This window comes from Ruegeria sp. BC6 (assembly GCF_056539185.1).
Map to the genome: position 1 here is coordinate 899,356 of NZ_JBQFUM010000001.1, position 15,130 is coordinate 914,485.

Here is a 15,130-nt window from a genome sequence, read left to right on the forward strand (position 1 = left end):
CTACCCCACACTCAGCCGCGCGGCCGCGCCCGGCCCGTAGCTGGCCGAAACCTGCGCCACCTCGACCTCGTAGAGGCCCGCGACACCGTCCGAATACTTTGTTACCGCGGAATAGGTCCAACTTGGCGTCATGGTGATCTCTTCCCGAACAAGGGTGCCACCTGACCGAATCCGGATCAAATAGGTCTCGGACTCCTCGCCCAGCGGCACATCCAGCACGTCCCAATCGTCGCCGTCGATCCGGGTTCGGCGTACCCAGGTGAACAGGTCATCGCCCCCTTGTCTTTCGACCTTCAGATGAACTGGCGCGTAGGGGCGCAGACCGTTTCCATCAAAGGCCTCGACCTTATGGACATAGGAATCATCGTCGTATCCGCGGGTTGCAGGCCCGATCCGGTAGTGCCGGGCAATTCGGCGTTCGGTCCGCAGCAGACTGGTCTGAAGAACCCTCTCGTCAAACAACACGAACACGGAACCCTCCGGCCAGATTTCGGGCATGACTGCGTCCGTACCCAATTGACCGCGCAGGCGGCCAGACAAGGCATAGACCCCGGGTTCCTGCAGGGCGGCATCCGCGAATTGAAACACTTCCCAATTTCCGGGTGTGCCGTCTCCGATCGCCGCCAAGCTGGCGCCGGTCAGAAGTGAGTCACGCGACCGCGATTGCAAGACGCCATCGACAAGGCGCACGCGCAGCGGCGCACCTTCATCCCATACCCCTGCGCTCGCGGACGGCAAGGCGGATTCGGTGAACCCGATCACAGCCTGACCAGTCACCAGATCGCGCAACGCGTAGCCCTCGTCGCTGTCCGAAGAATAGACGGCGACGCTGCCTTGCCAGGGATCGGCCGTGACGGCCAGATAGGGGGCGTGCGGCTCTTCGGCGCCGGTAACAAGTGGCAGATCCAGAAAAATCGGAAGAACCGGGACTGGGGCCACAAAGGGTTGGGAGACAAACCCATCATCCGCCATGTCGGACGGCGAATAGACCCCGGGTTCGATCCGCACGGCATCTGCCAGCTGGGTGTCAGCCTGTTCCAACCTGTCTATGCGATACAGCGCACCGGCTCCCCCATTCCAGGATGGAAGTCGAACAATGTCGCCGGCGCCCAGATGCATCTGCGACGGCGGCAGCGCGAACCGAGCGGTATTGCGCGCAACGCGGGCCTCGGCCAGCCACCGTTCGACCGTCTGCCGTCCTTCGGCGCGGGTCATCGACAGAGGCATTTCGTTCACGGCTACAGAATGGGTCCGATCATCGGGCAGCACGGCCTCCTCCGCTACCACATCGTGGTCCGCATCCGACTGAACAAAGCGCAGGCGCACGCGGCCGACCATTTCGGCCTCGGCTTCGCGCTGGTACTGGACCCTGCCATCGACCTCGGGACTTTCCGCGACCTGATCCAGCGACAGATCAAATGCCTGGCGCCCGGCCCTCATGCGGAATGTCAGGACACCGTCTCGCTCGATCGCATCAAATCCGTAGCGCAGCATCAGCGGTTGCAGGGCCGCCCGCGCGTCCGAAACATCTTCGATCACGTATCCACGGACAACTCCGTCCAGCGCAGACACATCAAAATCGGAAACGCCTGCAGCCTGGCAAATCTCGGCCACCACCGAGGCCAATGTCCTAGCACCAGAACGTCCGTTCAACCAATGACCACGGGCGTAGTTTTCGCCGTCGCTCCACTGCGAACGCAGGTTCGGGAATGTCGGGTAAGGTCGCGCGTCCCACGCCCATACATAGGCGTTCGAAACGTCCACCATCGGACCATCGTAGATCTCCGAAACCGGGTTGATCTGCGGATCGGCCCAATATCCAAGAACTGCCTTCAAATACTGAACCTGAATGAAATCGTCGCGTTGACCGTTCGAGTATTTGGGCAGATCGGATTCCGAGGATTTCGGATCCAAAAACTTGTTGGGCTGGTTCGTTCCCTTGTCTATGGCCGCACAGCCCAATTCCGTGAACCAGATCGGCTTTGATCCCGGAACCCAATCGGTCGGTTCAGCTTGGCGCACTCCTCCGATCCGTTCGTGGTGCAAGTTCGACCACCAGTTGCGGATATCTTTGTATCGCCACACCCATGGCTCTGCATGTTCACCGTCCTCGATCGGATACCTTATCTGCGCGTCCTGTTCCTCGGGCGTTGGATAGTACCAGTCGTATCCTACACCGCCTTCGATGTTGCCGCGCAAGTAATCCAGGTCGTAGATTGACCGGGCACCATCCAGCGCATCCCGATGATCGTCGCCATCCCGCCAGTCCGAGATCGGCATGTAGTTGTCAATCCCGACGAAATCGATGTTTTCGTCTGCCCACAGAGGGTCCAAATGGAAGTATCGGTCACCGCTGCCATCGGCAGGCTGGTACCCGAAATACTCTGTCCAATCCGCGGCGTAGCCTATCTTGGTGTCTGGTCCCAGTATCTGCCGTGCTTCCGCCGCCAATGCCTTCAACTGAGCGACGGCCGCGAACCCGGACGCGCCGCGTATCTGGGTAAGGCCACGCATTTCCGAGCCGATGCAGAACGCCTCGACCCCGCCTGCTGCCTTGCACAACGCCGCGTAGTGAAGAATGAAACGGCGCATGCTCCATTCTTCCGGTCCGGTATAGGTGACAGTGCCATTACCGATGATGAAATCCGAGGCTTGGGCTGCACCAAAAAAGCTTGCCACCTGAGCGTCCGCACCTGCGGTTCCGTCCAACGACCCCGGACGCCCTGGAGCCACGTCCAGCGTGATCCGGCCGCGCCACGGCAGATGCGGCTGATCGCCGGCATCCGACCATGGGTCTGGAAGACCATTACCCTGCATCTGATCCATCAGGATGAAAGGATAGAACATTACCCGGCTGCCGGAGCCCTTGAGGTGTTGAATGGCCTGAACCACCGACGCATCGGCCGGGGTACCGCCATAGACGGGTCGCCCGTCCACATGTTGCACGACCTGGGCCGATTTGCGCTTTAGCCCAGAGACTTTCCACGGCATGTTGGCGCCGTCCACGTCGTCGCGGATCACCTTGGGTCGAACGCTGCAAGCGCCGCAACGCAAGTCATCTCCGAACCAAGAGACCACCAGCGACGCAGCCTTGCAGCCCGGAAGTTCTTTGTTCAGGGCACGCACCGAGGCCACCAGATCGGGCTCGCCCGAGGGCGAATTGACGTTGGCGGCCCAGCTTTGGCCCGACCCTTTGGAATAGTTTACCTGCGTGCTGGCCAGCGTGTATTCCCCGGTGCCAGGCATCAGGGCCACGGCCCGGACAATCTGTTGCAATTCGGATTCGTAGTCTGGTGCGGATTTCTGATCAGGCCGAACAACCTCGAAAGAGAACTGGGGAACGCGATTGCCAAATTGCGCCAGCGGCAGGTCTTCAATCACAACATACGCAGTGCCGCGATAGGCCGGAACCGTTCCGGCACCTTCGATCGTTTCGATCAATGGATCCGGCAGCTGATCCTGGCTACCGGTATAAACCCGCATGTTCAGACTGTTGCGCTCAAGCTCTTCCCCATCGGCCCATATCCGCGCGATGTCCGCGATCTCTCCGACGCCGACAGCAATCGCCAGTGATATCGAGTAGCTGTAGCTATGGGTGGTCGTGGTGACTTCGGCTGGTTTTGGCGTTCCTTTGCCGCCAGCAGACTGCGTAGACGTCGTGGTCTTGCGGGTCTCAAGGAAATCCGACGCCCAGATCACCTGCCCACCGACCCGCATTCGGCCGAACACGGCGGACAACGGCGCGCCCTCGCCTGTTTCCGTAAGTCTGAACCTGTCCAGCCGGCCCGACTCGACCACCTCGCTTCCGGCGCCCATGACCGACTGGCTCATCAATCGCTGGTCGATAACCCGCCCGAGCGTCGCGCCGACTGCTCGGCCCACGATGGCCGTTGACAGCCCGGCAACGGTTCCACCGATGGACCCGCCCAGCGCAGCCCCCGCCGCAGATAAAAGTATCGTCGCCATCAGTTGCCCTCCAAAGGAAATTCAAAACAGGCGACCACCCGGCGGCGCCAGGGGTCGCTCAGTGCGTTTTCGACAACGCCATGTCCGGAATAGGCATGGATGAAGCGTGGCACGGCGCCGGCTTCACTCACGATACCAAGGTGTTTGGCCACACCGGCATCGCGCATCCGGAACAGCAGCACGCACCCGGGGGCCAGAAAGTTGCGCGGACGTTCGACCAGATTGCGCCGCGCAGCCGCCCACATGCGCTCTTCGCCCTGCGGTTCGGACCAGTCCATGCTGTAGGTAGGCACCGCCTCGGGCTCGTGGCCGATGACGGATCGCCAGACGCCGCGCAGCAATCCCAAGCAATCGGTTCCCGCTCCCTTGACCGAGGCTTGATGCACATAGGGCGTTCCCAGCCAGCCTCGCGCTTCGCCCACGATATCCTGCGCCTTCACCATCACCGCCTGCTGCCTCCATTGTTCGCGTTGCCCTGTTTCGGCACGGCCATCACCCAGTCTTCGCTCGGCAGATCCGGAAAACCTTGGAAATTTATGATGTTGTTGAATTTCAACCGACAGGTCTCCATCCGCTTGTCGCAGCCCGCCAGCACCCGCACACGGTCACCGACGGCGAGTCCCGAGCCCAGAGGGGTCCAAAGGTTCAATTCCCGCCCGATCTTGATGCTTCGGTCCGTCTTCACCGAAGCCCAAAGACCCTGAGAGCGGCCGGTCAGCACATCGACGCGGCCGCGTTCAAACCAGCCGTCCTCAAACGCCTCCGCCCCCTGCAGTCTGAGGATCGGCCCATCGTCGATCTCGGCAATCCCGGCCTCGGTCCAGTAGCCGGGTGTCAACCTGTCGAAGCCGCAGGCTTTGTCACCCAGAACCGCCGTACAGGGTTTTTGGTAGATCCGCCCCAAGGGGCGATTCAGAAGATCGGTCAGCCCGCGCAATTCGGCGTGAAACGCGCCCCCTGCGCGGCGCAGCTCGCCGATTGAGCCACGGAACTGCAACATGCGCTGTTCCGGCGCGGCCCAATTGACCAGCCATGCTCGGACATCGGCACCGTCAAAGCGGCCGTCTTCGATATCCTCGTCGCGCACGGCCGCATCAGACAGCGCCCCCATGGCCTCGGAATTGTCGATCGACAGGCCCGTCGCCTGTTCGATGGCCGAGGCTGTGAGACCGGTGCTTGCCTTGAAAACCAGCCCGTCAAAGGCCAGTTCGCGGTCATGGTCGGTGAACCCGAAGGACATGCCATCGGTTCGGGTGATCGCCCAACAGCGGCAGACCGTAGTCATGCCGGACTGAAGATGGGTCAGCAATGCCTGCTTGTCGCCGCTCATCAGACCCGCACCTCCACCACCGGAACATTGGGTACGTCGCCTGCCTGAAAGCTGGCCACGCTGACTTGGATCCTGTCGGTGTCAAACCGCACCGGCACGTCGAACTCGAACCCTGCGGTCACCTCGACCCCTTCGCCCGGCGGGACCGCGAATTGGACCAGACCGCTATTCAGGTCCACCTCGAAATTGACGCCTTCTCGGGCCTCATCCTGCTCCAGCCCAACCTTGACCGTGCCCAGCACCAGCTTGACGATGGGCCTTACATAGCTGACCCCGCCTGAGGCATAGGTCTTGACCAGTTGGAATTCGGTCGTGACCCCGTCGCCTTGCCCGATCACCTGGTCCCCCTTGTCGACCCCGGCGGATGCGGCGCAGGACTTGTAGTCCGACCAGTCCTTCCAGCGGAACCCGTACATCTGACCCTGACGCGCCTCGAAGAAGGCGATCAGCGTCTGGATGTCGTCCAGCGACCGCATCCCCAATCCGGCATCATAGCGCCGCCGCGAATGTGCCCAGGGCGTGTTGCGTTCCTCGAACCCGTTGGCCAGCGTCACAATATCCGTGCGCCGCTCGGGTCCACCGACCGAGCCGAAACTCAGGCTGGCGGGAAATCTGACTTCGTGGAAATTCATGTCCTGCTCCCTAAACTAGCGGTTGCGATTGCCGCGCCCCAGGGCGCGGCTCATCTGGGCCGCGATCTGGCCCTGGCTGCGGCGGAAGCCCTGAACGTCGGGTGTGGTGATGTTCATCACCACGTTCACCGCCCGTCCGCCGCCCGAGTTGCGCACACCCAACTTGCCGTCAGGTCCGCGCGCCAGCGGCATGATCGCCTCGGGGCCGGCCTCGCCCATCAACCCGGTAGCACCTCGCATCGGAAAGGTGGTGGGCCCAGTAACCACGCCGCCATTGGCAAAGGGCATGACGCGCCCCTGTGCGAAACTGCCGCCGTCGGCAAAGGGCAGCAGCCCCTGCACCAGGCCGCCGACCGTATTGGCCAGCATGCCGCCGAAGTGATCCGTCACCGGCTTGATCGCCGCCGAATAGGCCGTGCGGATCATCGAGTTCTTCAGCACGTCCAGCGCATCCGACAGGTTCATGCCGTCCAGAACCACGCCGTCGAAGGCCTTTCGCAGCCCGCTCGACATTCCGCGCTCCAACGTGGCGACATCCTTGCCGGTCTCCTCGAAGGCGGCGCTGATCCGCTTCATCTGGGCGTCGAAGGCCGCCGCCATCGTGGCGGCATCGCCCAGGGCATCGCCCAGCGCCTCGCCGCGCTCCTGCAGGTCGTCAAACCCGTCCCGATCCGTCATCACGCTCTCCTTGTATCTTGTCGGGCCAGGCGGCCAGCAACTTGTCCAGCCGTGCCCGGTTCATCGCCGGAATCCCGCGGCCCTGACCCAGCATCAGCCGCAGTTCGGCCGGGGTCAGACGCCAGAACTGATCCGGCGTCAGCCGCAACCCGTGCAGGCCGGCCCGCATCAAGCCGGGCCAGTCAAAGCCGCTCATGACTCACCCGGCACCATGAAGGCCCGCGCCAGCAGCTCGGCCGCCGCCCGCGCGGCGGCCATCGGTCCGCCCTCGATCTCGGCCCGCAGCATGTCGGCGCGGGTCACATCCGTGCCGCCACCGCGCAGCCCCGCCAGGATCAGCGCCAGCAGGTCGCCGCTGGAATAGGCGCCGCCCTCGAACCGCTGCACCAGTTCCACCAGAGATCCTGCGCCCAGCTCCTGCTCCAGCTCGGCCAGCGCGCCCAACGTCAGCTTGAGCACCCGGCGCTGGCCATCGACCACCAGCGCCACTTCTCCCGCCCACGGATTGGCCATCACAGCGCCGTAAAGGTCAGGGCGCCGGCGCTGGCTAGGCTCATCTCATAGGTCGCCTCGCCATTGTGCGAGCCGGCATATTCGATCCCGGTCACTTGGAACGGTCCTTCGACGATGCCGAAATCGGGGATGATCACCTGAAAGGCGGGCGTTTCGCCGTCAAAGAACAACTGCCGCGCGCGTTCATCCGTGCCGGCGTCCTTGAACACGCCCGATCCGGAAATCGAGGCCGACTTGACCCCCGCCCCCGACAGCAGCTCGCGCCAGCCGCCTTGGCTCTCCAACGAGGTGACATCCACGCTTTCCGCGTTGAAACTGATCCGCGTGGCCCGCAGCCCCGCGATGGTCTGGAACAGGCCTGTGCCATTCATGTCCACCTTGACCAGCAGGTCCTTACCGTTCTGGGCACCCATATGCTCTCTCCATTGATTGCTTAGTTGTCTTCCACGCGGGCGCGGAACCTCAGGTCGATCTGCCGGATCGCGCCGCCGGTCCCGGTGCGCCGGGCCGAGGCCCGCTCGAACCACAGCCCCACCAGCCGCCCCCGATCCAGCGTCAGCGCGGCCCCGTCCAGCGCGTCACACACGGCCCCGGCCAGAGTCTTGGCCGCGCCGAACCCGGCGGCCTCCGAGACCACCGATACGGTGAACCGATGCAAAGTCCCCTGTCCCGTCTTGTCCGAGGCCTCGCGCACCTCTTCCGGACCCAAGGTGATGTAGGTCTGCGGCAATGTCCCCGAAGGCACCGCGTCATAAACCGCATCGCCCACTTGGGCCAAAATGCCCCTGTCATTGACAAGTTGCTGGAACACCGCCGCCTGCAGCGCCGCCGAAACGCCATAGCTCATGCCGCCACCTCCTCATCCGCGAAACAGGTCAGATAGCGCCCGACCGCGTCGTATTCGGCCACGGCGCGGATCACGAAGCGACGATTGCCCTCGCGAAACCTCTGATCGGGTGCCGGGCGCATCGACGACCCCTCGGGCGCGCCACGCACCACGATGCGGTAACTCACGCGCGAGACCGCCACATTCGCGATTGCGCGCTCGGTGCCGGTCCGGGCGGTCACCTCGGCCCACAGCGTGCCCAGCGGCGCCCACGTCTCGGCATAGCCGCCCGCACCGTCGGCCACCCGCACCGGGGCCTCCAGCACCAGCTGCCGGTTCAGGCGGGGCGCGCTCATTGCATCACCCCCGCGCCGAAGCGCACGATGCGATAGCGCTGGATCAGGCTGGTCACGCCAAAGGGCATGCAGCCGTCGCTCAGGCTGGTCTCGTCGCGATACTCATAGTAGTGCGCCGCCAGCAGCAGCACCGCCTGCCCCAGATCCGCCGGCAGCCCGCCCCAGTCCTCCGCCATCCCAGCCGTCAGCGCGATGGTCACCTCTCCACCGGTGGGAATGGCGGGCAAGCAAGCCCCCATCGGCCGCAGGCAAGGGCGCTGGTTGTCGCGCGCCAGGCGATAGGTCCCGGGCGCCACCACCTGCTGGGCGCCCTGCGCGTCGGTCAGCGTCACCGCGTCGATGCCCGTCACCGGCGCGACCGGCAGAACCTCGCCCGCGTCGTTGCGCCACCGGCTCAGGGTCCAGGTGAAACTGCGTGAAATCAGCACTTTGCCCGTGCGCGCCTCGATCGCGGCCATCGCCGCCCTCAGGAACCCCTTCAACACGTCATCCTGCAGGCTGGTCTCGGCAAATCCCGTGCCCAGCCGCAGATGCGCCTTGAACTGATCCACCGGCAGCGCCGCATCCGCGATGGCGGTTTCTTCGATCAACATCATCCATTCACTCCGCAATCTCGGACCCCTCCGGGGGCCGCATCCTTGGAAAATGGCGGGCACGTGCCGCCCCACGTTGCTCGGACGGAGGGGAGCAGCTAGACAACGCAGGGGATCTCACCCCGGCCCGCGCCCGCCGCCCGAGGGACCGGCTCACCGGCCCCCCGGATCCGTCACCGCTTAGGCGGTGCCGAATTTCACCAGCTTGATAGCGGCAAAGTCGCTGATGTCGCCGCCCACGCGCTTGGTGGCATAGAACAGGACATGCGGCTTGGCGCTGAACGGATCGCGCAGCACGCGCAGGTCGGGGCGCTCGGCGATGGTATAGCCGGCCGAGAAGTCACCGAAGGCGATCGAGAAGCTGTCGGTGCCCGGATCGGGCATGTCCTCGGCGATCAGCACCGGATAGCCCATCAGGCGCGCGGGCTCACCCGCGGCTAGGCCGTCCGACCACAGGAAGCGGCCGTCGGCATCCTTCAGCTTGCGGATCACGCCGGCGGTTTTTGAGTTCATCACGAAGGTGCCGTTCACGCGGTACTGCGCGCCCAGCGCATAGACCACGTCCACGATCGCATCCGCGTCGATGCCGCCCGCGACACCAGTGGGCACATAGCCCAGGTTGCCCCATGTCCAGACATCATTGTCCACCGCCGGATGGCTCAGGATGCCCTTGGGCTTGTCGATGCCGTCACCGTTGATGAAAGCCGCCGCCTCGGCGCGGGCGAACTTGTCAGCGATACGGCCGGCCAGCCAGCCCTCGACGTCGAATGCGCTGTCATCCAGCAGCCGCTGCGAGGCCTTGGGCAGCGCGCTTAGCTCGTGCAGCGGGATCGAGATGCGGTCGATCGACGGGGTGCCGGTCTCGGCGGCGGTGGCGTTCTCGGCAGCCCAGCCCGCGCCCACATCGGTATGATCGATCAGCACGTCGAACGAATTCGCCTCGACATTCACGACCGACGCGATCGAACGGATCGACGCGGTGGATTTCAGCACCGACTTGATCATCTCGGCGGTCTGCGGATCGACAAGGTAGCCGCCATCGCTGTTGACGGCCGTCGACAGCGACTTGGCCTCGATCTCCAGCCCGCGCAGGGCATCGTCATCGCCCGAGCGCACATAAGCATCAAAGGCCTTCTGGTGCGGCGCCTCCTCCAGGGTCGAGGCCGCAAGATGCGGGCGCGCCGCGATGGTTGATTTACGATCCAGCATGGTCAGTCGCTCTTCTGTCTGTTGCAGTTTGTGTTGAACTTCAGCCTTCAGGCCCTTGAATTCTCTTGCGAAGCCAGCCATCGCCTGCTTCACCTCCTGAACCAGGGGCACACCCTCTCCGGTCAAGGCCGCGGTCTCGGTCTTGCTCATCAGCACTTCCTTTCTGGGTGGGGGTTGAGGCGCGCTAGGGTCGCGCCAGCTCCTGCCGGGCGCTCTGGAACACCTCGGCAATACTGCGCCAGGTGTCCTCGGCATCGGGGTCCGTCCCCTTTGCCGCCACCCGCGCACTGGGCAGCATCGGGAAGGTCACCAGCGACACCTCCCACAGCTCCAGTTCCGTCAAGAGCCGCCGGCCCTTGTCATCCTTCACGGCCCGCTTGGTGCGATAGCCGATCGACAGCCCGTCCAGCGCGCCCGCGCGGATCAGCTCGGCCGCTTCGCGCCCCTTCTGGGTGCTTTCCAGCAACCGCCCCTTGACCCACAGGCCACGCTCGTCCTCGCGCACCTCGTCCCACACGCCGATGGGCTGGGTCGGATCGTGCTGCCACAGCATCTTGACCCGCTGACCGGCCGCCTTCAGCCCGGCCAGCGATGCGGCATAGGCACCTTTCTGCACCACGTCGCGGCCCTGATCGACCTGGCCGAACAGGCTGGCATAGCCCTCGATCACCGCGTCTTCGGTCACCGACAGCCCATCGCCGAACCGCGCGAACTTGCGTTCCAAATCCATGAACAACTCCTCGTAAGCCACTGAATTCATGGCGCCACCGTCAGGAAAGACTGGAACGCCTGCGCCAGGATCACCGCCGCCACGCCATAGACCGTCAGCCACAACCGCCGCTCCAGCCGTTCCATCATTTCCTCGATCTGATCCTGTCGCCTGCACAGATGCGCATGCTGGATCTCGGCCACCCTCTCATGCGCGGCCAGACGCAGGCCCGGCGCGCAGTCAAAGGGCGGATATCCCGGCGTGTCAGCCATCCGCCGTCTCCGCCAGCGACGGAAGGCCCAGCAGAGCACGCTTTTCGGCATCCGTCAGGAAATCGGCGTTGGCCACCCGCGCCCATTGCGCGTCACGCTCCACCGCCAGCGCCGGAACCTGGTCCAGATCGGGCTTCAGCACCAGATCCTCGCCGGTAAAGCCCGACAGCCAGTCCGACAACGCCGCCGCCACCCGCGTCACCAGGGGCAGAACGGTCAGGCGATAGAACGCCCGGTTGGCCTCCTGATAGTTCGAATAGGTCGCGTCACCCTGGATCCCCAGCAGCATCGGCGGGACACCGAAGGCCAGCGCGATCTCGCGGGCGGCGGCTTCCTTGGTCTTCTGAAACTCCATGTCCGAGGGGGAAAAGCCCATCGGCTTCCAATCCAGCCCCCCTTCCAGAACCATCGGACGCCCGGCATTCCGCGCCCCGCGATAGTTCGCCTCGATCTCGTCGCTCAGGCGGCGGAACTGCTCTTCGGCCATCACGCCCTGCCCGTCGCCGCCCTTCCACACCAGCGCACCCGAAGGCCGCGCGGCATTGTCCAACAGCGATTTCGACCAGCGCGAGGCGCTGTTGTGCACGTCGATCGCCATCGCCGCCGCCTGCATGGGCGAGAACCCATAATGGTCATCCTGCGGGTGGAACGACTTGATATGGCAGATGGCTTCAGCCGGGAACCGGTGCGTCTTGCCCCCGGCGGTATAGTCATAAGCCCTGGGCCAGCCATCCGCCCCCGGCACCACGCTCATCCGGTCCGAGCGCAGCACATGCAGCTCGACCGGCAGCCCGCCCTCGTCCTGCACCGCCTCGACATAGGCGTTGCCCGACAGCAGCAGCTGCCCGAACAGCGCCTCCAGCAGCTCGGCCTTGCCCTGCGCCGCGTTCGGACGGCGCATCAGGCGCAGAACCGGGTGCGTCTCGTACCGCTGCGCATCGTCCTGCAGAACCAGGGGCAGCGCCGCCGCGGCCTCGGCAATCAGCTTGACCGACCGGAACCCCACCGGGTTTCCCGAGAACCCCGTGCGCGTCAGCGAGACGGTGTCCCGCGGGCTCCAGGCCACGCGCCCACCGGTCTGCCAGGCCACCACCGGCCCGGCCGCGCTTGCTTTTGCCTCGGGGGCTTTCTCAGCCGATCCACGACGCAAGAAATCGAATACCATGTCCAGATGCTCCTTTCTGCCGCCGCTCTGCCCGGCTTGTTGAAAGGAGTTATGACGGAAAGATCTTTAAGCCTCGGGAATGGAGCGTACGGCGGTTGCGCAACAGCTTTGGATCGTGTGCCCGCAGGATAAACCTCGGCATCCGACGGAAATGCGCTACCCTCTGCATTTGAGCATCACGAGGGACCAGCCATGTATGAAAGCGCAGTGAAGATCGGAGGGATCGCCGTCGTGACCGGCGCCGCCAGCGGAGTCGGGCGCGTCGCGGCACAACGTTTTGCCCAGGCCGGGCTGGACGTAATACTCGCCGACCTTCCGGGACAGGTGCTCGACGCAACAACGGAAGACCTGAAGGCAGGCTTTGACGTGGTCAACATCACCGCGGTGCCGACGGATGTCACCTCTCAAGCCGACATGGAAAACCTGGCCGACACAGCTTTCGCCGCCGGGCAGGTTGCCGTCTTGATGAACAATGCAGGGATCAGCCTGCCTACAAAAACATGGGAGTCATTCGACAACTGGCGGAAGCTTCTCGACGTGAACTTTCTGGGGGTCCTGCGCGGCATCCACGCCTTCCTGCCTCGCATGATCGAGGCTGACCGCCCGGCGGTCGTCGTCAACACCGGGTCAAAGCAGGGGATCACCTCCCCGCCGGGCAACCCCGGCTACAACGTGTCCAAGGCCGCCGTCAAAACGCTGACCGAACAGCTCGCGCACGAGCTGCGCGAGGCCGGCGCGCCCATCACCGCGCATCTCTTTGTTCCGGGCTTCACCTATACGGGCATGATCGCGTCATTCCTGCCTGAAAAACCGGCCGCCGCCTGGACCAGCGAGCAGACCGTTGACTATTTCCTGGACCGCATGGCCCAGGGCGATTTCTACATCCTCTGCCCCGACAACGACGTCGATGCCGAACGCGACCGCCGCCGTGTTCAATGGGCCGCCGAGGACATCATCCACAACCGCCCCGCCCTCTCGCGCTGGCATCCCGACTATGCCGAGGCCTTCGCAGAGTTCGAAAAGCCCGAGGGCTGATCACAAGACCCGCACCCGAGGCCGCCGGTAGGCCGCTGCCGGCCCCACCACCAGCTCATGCAACGCCCAGACCAACGCATCGACCCGGTCGGGCGAGCCCTGCCCCTCGAACCCCCGCGCGGTCATCTGGCACATCTGTTCCTCCAACGCGTCCAACCCGGCCACATGGACCACCCGCCCCTGCTCATACAGCGCCGCCACCGGCTCGGCCCGCGCCACCTTCCCGCGCGAGGCCCGCACGGCCCGGAACGGAACCAGAGGGTCCACCTGCCGCACCACCTCTTCCACCAACTGCCCGCCCTGGTTGACCTCGGCCACCAACCGTTCGGCCCCGAACTCGTCCATCGCGTCGATCGCCGCGCGCGCCCAGCCCGCCGGGCCAGCGCCCTGCACCGTCCGGTCGGCCAGCACATAAGCGCGCCAGTCCTCGGGCGGCCCCTGCACCTGCGCGCCGACCACCACGATCCCGCAGGCATCCGCGCCCGATCCGCTCGTCACCGCCGGGTCCAGCGCCACCACCACGCGGTCCAGCTCGGGCACCGCCTTGACCCGCGCCGCATCCAGCATCGAGCCAGTCCACAACGCCCCCTCGGCATCGGCCAGCAGCACCCCGTCCAACTCCTGCCGCCCCAGCCGGGTGCCCCCATAACGCGCGCGCACCTCCTGCAAAAAGGACTCCGCCAGGTTGGCCCGGTTCGCCTCGGTCGGCGCATGGGTCATCACCGTCGACGGTGCCGCCAACAGGTCCTTCAGCACCTTCACGTTGCGCGGCGTCGTGGTCACGCAGACCCGCGGCCGCTCGCCCAGTCGCAGCGCGAATTGCAGCATGTCCCAGGTCTCGCCTGCCTTTTTCCACTTGGCCAGCTCATCCACCCAAGCCGCATCGAACTGCGGCCCCCGCAGCCCCTCGGGGTCATGAGCCGAAAAGGCCTGTGCCTCGGCACCGTTGGGCCAGACCAGCTTGCGTTCCGACGCCTTCCACTGCGGTCGCCGGTCAGGCGGAGAGCACTGCATGATTCCGCTGTCGCCAAAGATCATCACGTCCCGCACCTGGTCAAAGGTCTCACCCACCAGCGCCACGCGCCGGGCCTCACCCTCATCAAACGGCTTGGCCCCCTCGACCACGGATCGCACCCACTCTGCCCCGGCCTGCGTCTTGCCCGCGCCACGCCCGCCCATGACAACCCAAGACCGCCAGTCGCCCCCGGGCGGCAGTTGATGCGGCAGCGCCCAGAACTCGAACAGGAAAGGGAGGGCACATAGCCCTCCCTCCCCGATCTCACTCAGAAACCTGTCCCGCACCGCAGCAGGCGCGGAGGCGAGCCAATCGGCACCCGATCTCAGATCGGGCCCGCTCCAGGTCGAGCGCATAGCCCCCTTGGGCAATTCCCGCTTGTCTGTGACATTGTTCGACAAAGCTTGTCTCCACTTTCTGGCAACTTCGGATCAGCCCCTCTAGCTGCCCGAGTTGTCTGGCTGAACTCGCCAGGTCTGCATCCTCCCCGGTCTCGATCCGCTTGCGCAGGTCTTCCGCCGCTTGCCGCAAACCGCGAATGGACACCTCCAACGACTGCAACAGCTCGGCCGTCCGGGACATCCGCTCTTCCGGGGTAATCAAAGTCATGTTTGCCTGTGACCTCATGCGTGAGTGATCTCCGCACGAGAGAAATGAAAAACGGCCGCCGGGTCGCCCCGGGGCCGTTGCCCACTTCTTCTAGCATGACACAACCTATACGCGAAATCGGGCGCTCAGTCAAGCTCCAACGCAACAACGCGCAACAAGTAACGCACTGCCAGTGTTAACAAAATCCTAATCCAGATCAGGGACCGCAACCAATTCTGTGAT

General features: G+C 64.7%; 17 protein-coding genes. 1 reads left to right on the forward strand and 16 read right to left on the reverse strand.

All coding sequences use genetic code 11. The features are described from left to right. The 15 genes from ACR0MM_RS04445 to ACR0MM_RS04515 all read right to left on the reverse strand — a co-directional run bounded on the left by ACR0MM_RS04445 (position 1) and on the right by ACR0MM_RS04515 (position 12,249). On the reverse strand, positions 1-3,966 hold the full coding sequence (locus ACR0MM_RS04445; RefSeq protein WP_480694643.1) for a baseplate multidomain protein megatron: 3,966 nt from the start codon (positions 3,964-3,966) through the stop codon (positions 1-3). After that, complete coding sequence (locus ACR0MM_RS04450; protein WP_170587195.1) at positions 3,966-4,409, reverse strand: C40 family peptidase; 444 nt, start codon at positions 4,407-4,409, stop codon at positions 3,966-3,968. The genes ACR0MM_RS04445 and ACR0MM_RS04450 overlap by 1 nt, the downstream gene beginning before the upstream one ends. Then, complete coding sequence (locus ACR0MM_RS04455; protein WP_480694645.1) at positions 4,409-5,296, reverse strand: DUF2163 domain-containing protein; 888 nt, start codon at positions 5,294-5,296, stop codon at positions 4,409-4,411. The genes ACR0MM_RS04450 and ACR0MM_RS04455 overlap by 1 nt, the downstream gene beginning before the upstream one ends. Then, positions 5,296-5,928 (reverse strand): phage distal tail protein, Rcc01695 family, encoded by a 633-nt coding sequence (locus ACR0MM_RS04460; protein ID WP_480694647.1) that lies wholly within the window; start codon positions 5,926-5,928, stop codon positions 5,296-5,298. Before ACR0MM_RS04460 ends, ACR0MM_RS04455 begins: the two co-directional genes overlap by 1 nt. Positions 5,929-5,943: 15 nt before the next feature. Beyond that, positions 5,944-6,606: a phage tail tape measure protein gene (locus tag ACR0MM_RS04465; RefSeq protein WP_005982489.1), complete on the reverse strand. Its 663-nt coding sequence runs from the start codon at positions 6,604-6,606 to the stop codon at positions 5,944-5,946. Next, entirely contained in the window at positions 6,584-6,802 is a 219-nt protein-coding gene (locus ACR0MM_RS04470; RefSeq protein ID WP_170390416.1) for a rcc01693 family protein, read from the reverse strand. Before ACR0MM_RS04470 ends, ACR0MM_RS04465 begins: the two co-directional genes overlap by 23 nt. After that, positions 6,799-7,119, reverse strand: a complete 321-nt coding sequence (locus ACR0MM_RS04475; protein ID WP_480694649.1) for a gene transfer agent family protein — start codon at positions 7,117-7,119, stop codon at positions 6,799-6,801. Before ACR0MM_RS04475 ends, ACR0MM_RS04470 begins: the two co-directional genes overlap by 4 nt. Further along, positions 7,119-7,532 carry a phage major tail protein, TP901-1 family gene (locus ACR0MM_RS04480; RefSeq protein WP_170402432.1) on the reverse strand — a complete coding sequence of 138 codons (414 nt, stop codon included), beginning with the start codon at positions 7,530-7,532 and terminating at the stop codon, positions 7,119-7,121. The genes ACR0MM_RS04475 and ACR0MM_RS04480 overlap by 1 nt, the downstream gene beginning before the upstream one ends. 20 nt (positions 7,533-7,552) lie before the next feature. Then, positions 7,553-7,966 (reverse strand): DUF3168 domain-containing protein, encoded by a 414-nt coding sequence (locus ACR0MM_RS04485; RefSeq protein WP_170455672.1) that lies wholly within the window; start codon positions 7,964-7,966, stop codon positions 7,553-7,555. After that, entirely contained in the window at positions 7,963-8,301 is a 339-nt protein-coding gene (locus tag ACR0MM_RS04490) for a phage head closure protein (RefSeq protein ID WP_480694651.1), read from the reverse strand. The genes ACR0MM_RS04485 and ACR0MM_RS04490 overlap by 4 nt, the downstream gene beginning before the upstream one ends. Continuing rightward, positions 8,298-8,897: a head-tail connector protein gene (locus ACR0MM_RS04495; protein WP_480694653.1), complete on the reverse strand. Its 600-nt coding sequence runs from the start codon at positions 8,895-8,897 to the stop codon at positions 8,298-8,300. Before ACR0MM_RS04495 ends, ACR0MM_RS04490 begins: the two co-directional genes overlap by 4 nt. Before the next feature lie 177 nt (positions 8,898-9,074). After that, on the reverse strand, positions 9,075-10,253 hold the full coding sequence (locus tag ACR0MM_RS04500; RefSeq protein WP_170449604.1) for a phage major capsid protein: 1,179 nt from the start codon (positions 10,251-10,253) through the stop codon (positions 9,075-9,077). 34 nt (positions 10,254-10,287) lie between these two features. Next, positions 10,288-10,833, reverse strand: coding sequence for an HK97 family phage prohead protease (locus ACR0MM_RS04505; protein ID WP_480694655.1), 546 nt, complete (start codon positions 10,831-10,833; stop codon positions 10,288-10,290). A gap of 26 nt (positions 10,834-10,859) precedes the next feature. Further along, positions 10,860-11,084: a GTA head formation protein, RCAP_rcc01685 family gene (locus tag ACR0MM_RS04510; RefSeq protein WP_480694657.1), complete on the reverse strand. Its 225-nt coding sequence runs from the start codon at positions 11,082-11,084 to the stop codon at positions 10,860-10,862. Beyond that, positions 11,077-12,249 carry a phage portal protein gene (locus tag ACR0MM_RS04515; RefSeq protein WP_480694659.1) on the reverse strand — a complete coding sequence of 391 codons (1,173 nt, stop codon included), beginning with the start codon at positions 12,247-12,249 and terminating at the stop codon, positions 11,077-11,079. The genes ACR0MM_RS04510 and ACR0MM_RS04515 overlap by 8 nt, the downstream gene beginning before the upstream one ends. Before the next feature lie 192 nt (positions 12,250-12,441). Here ACR0MM_RS04515 and ACR0MM_RS04520 point away from each other — a divergent pair, with 192 nt between their 5' ends. Next, a complete protein-coding gene (locus ACR0MM_RS04520) occupies positions 12,442-13,284 on the forward strand; it encodes an SDR family NAD(P)-dependent oxidoreductase (RefSeq protein ID WP_480694661.1) in 843 nt (280 codons plus the stop codon). Here the strand turns inward: ACR0MM_RS04520 and ACR0MM_RS04525 are convergent, their stop codons facing one another. Beyond that, positions 13,285-14,655, reverse strand: coding sequence for a DNA-packaging protein (locus ACR0MM_RS04525; RefSeq protein WP_480695330.1), 1,371 nt, complete (start codon positions 14,653-14,655; stop codon positions 13,285-13,287). It lies immediately after the preceding gene. Positions 14,656-15,130: the final 475 nt, after the last annotated feature.

Excerpts from the sequence above, each read along its gene's own strand:
- ACR0MM_RS04500 (WP_170449604.1), bottom strand. The coding sequence starts at position 10,253 with ATGAGCAAGACCGAGACCGCGGCCTTGACCGGAGAGGGTGTGCCCCTG.
- ACR0MM_RS04520 (WP_480694661.1), top strand. The coding sequence starts at position 12,442 with ATGTATGAAAGCGCAGTGAAGATCGGAGGGATCGCCGTCGTGACCGGC.
- ACR0MM_RS04525 (WP_480695330.1), bottom strand. The coding sequence starts at position 14,655 with ATGCGCTCGACCTGGAGCGGGCCCGATCTGAGATCGGGTGCCGATTGG.
- ACR0MM_RS04510 (WP_480694657.1), bottom strand. The coding sequence starts at position 11,084 with ATGGCTGACACGCCGGGATATCCGCCCTTTGACTGCGCGCCGGGCCTG.
- ACR0MM_RS04470 (WP_170390416.1), bottom strand. The coding sequence starts at position 6,802 with ATGAGCGGCTTTGACTGGCCCGGCTTGATGCGGGCCGGCCTGCACGGG.
- ACR0MM_RS04475 (WP_480694649.1), bottom strand. The coding sequence starts at position 7,119 with ATGGCCAATCCGTGGGCGGGAGAAGTGGCGCTGGTGGTCGATGGCCAG.
- ACR0MM_RS04455 (WP_480694645.1), bottom strand. The coding sequence starts at position 5,296 with ATGAGCGGCGACAAGCAGGCATTGCTGACCCATCTTCAGTCCGGCATG.
- ACR0MM_RS04490 (WP_480694651.1), bottom strand. The coding sequence starts at position 8,301 with ATGAGCGCGCCCCGCCTGAACCGGCAGCTGGTGCTGGAGGCCCCGGTG.
- ACR0MM_RS04495 (WP_480694653.1), bottom strand. The coding sequence starts at position 8,897 with ATGATGTTGATCGAAGAAACCGCCATCGCGGATGCGGCGCTGCCGGTG.
- ACR0MM_RS04445 (WP_480694643.1), bottom strand. The coding sequence starts at position 3,966 with ATGGCGACGATACTTTTATCTGCGGCGGGGGCTGCGCTGGGCGGGTCC.
- ACR0MM_RS04450 (WP_170587195.1), bottom strand. The coding sequence starts at position 4,409 with ATGGTGAAGGCGCAGGATATCGTGGGCGAAGCGCGAGGCTGGCTGGGA.
- ACR0MM_RS04515 (WP_480694659.1), bottom strand. The coding sequence starts at position 12,249 with ATGGTATTCGATTTCTTGCGTCGTGGATCGGCTGAGAAAGCCCCCGAG.
- ACR0MM_RS04460 (WP_480694647.1), bottom strand. The coding sequence starts at position 5,928 with ATGAATTTCCACGAAGTCAGATTTCCCGCCAGCCTGAGTTTCGGCTCG.
- ACR0MM_RS04485 (WP_170455672.1), bottom strand. The coding sequence starts at position 7,966 with ATGAGCTATGGCGTTTCGGCGGCGCTGCAGGCGGCGGTGTTCCAGCAA.
- ACR0MM_RS04480 (WP_170402432.1), bottom strand. The coding sequence starts at position 7,532 with ATGGGTGCCCAGAACGGTAAGGACCTGCTGGTCAAGGTGGACATGAAT.
- ACR0MM_RS04505 (WP_480694655.1), bottom strand. The coding sequence starts at position 10,833 with ATGGATTTGGAACGCAAGTTCGCGCGGTTCGGCGATGGGCTGTCGGTG.
- ACR0MM_RS04465 (WP_005982489.1), bottom strand. The coding sequence starts at position 6,606 with ATGACGGATCGGGACGGGTTTGACGACCTGCAGGAGCGCGGCGAGGCG.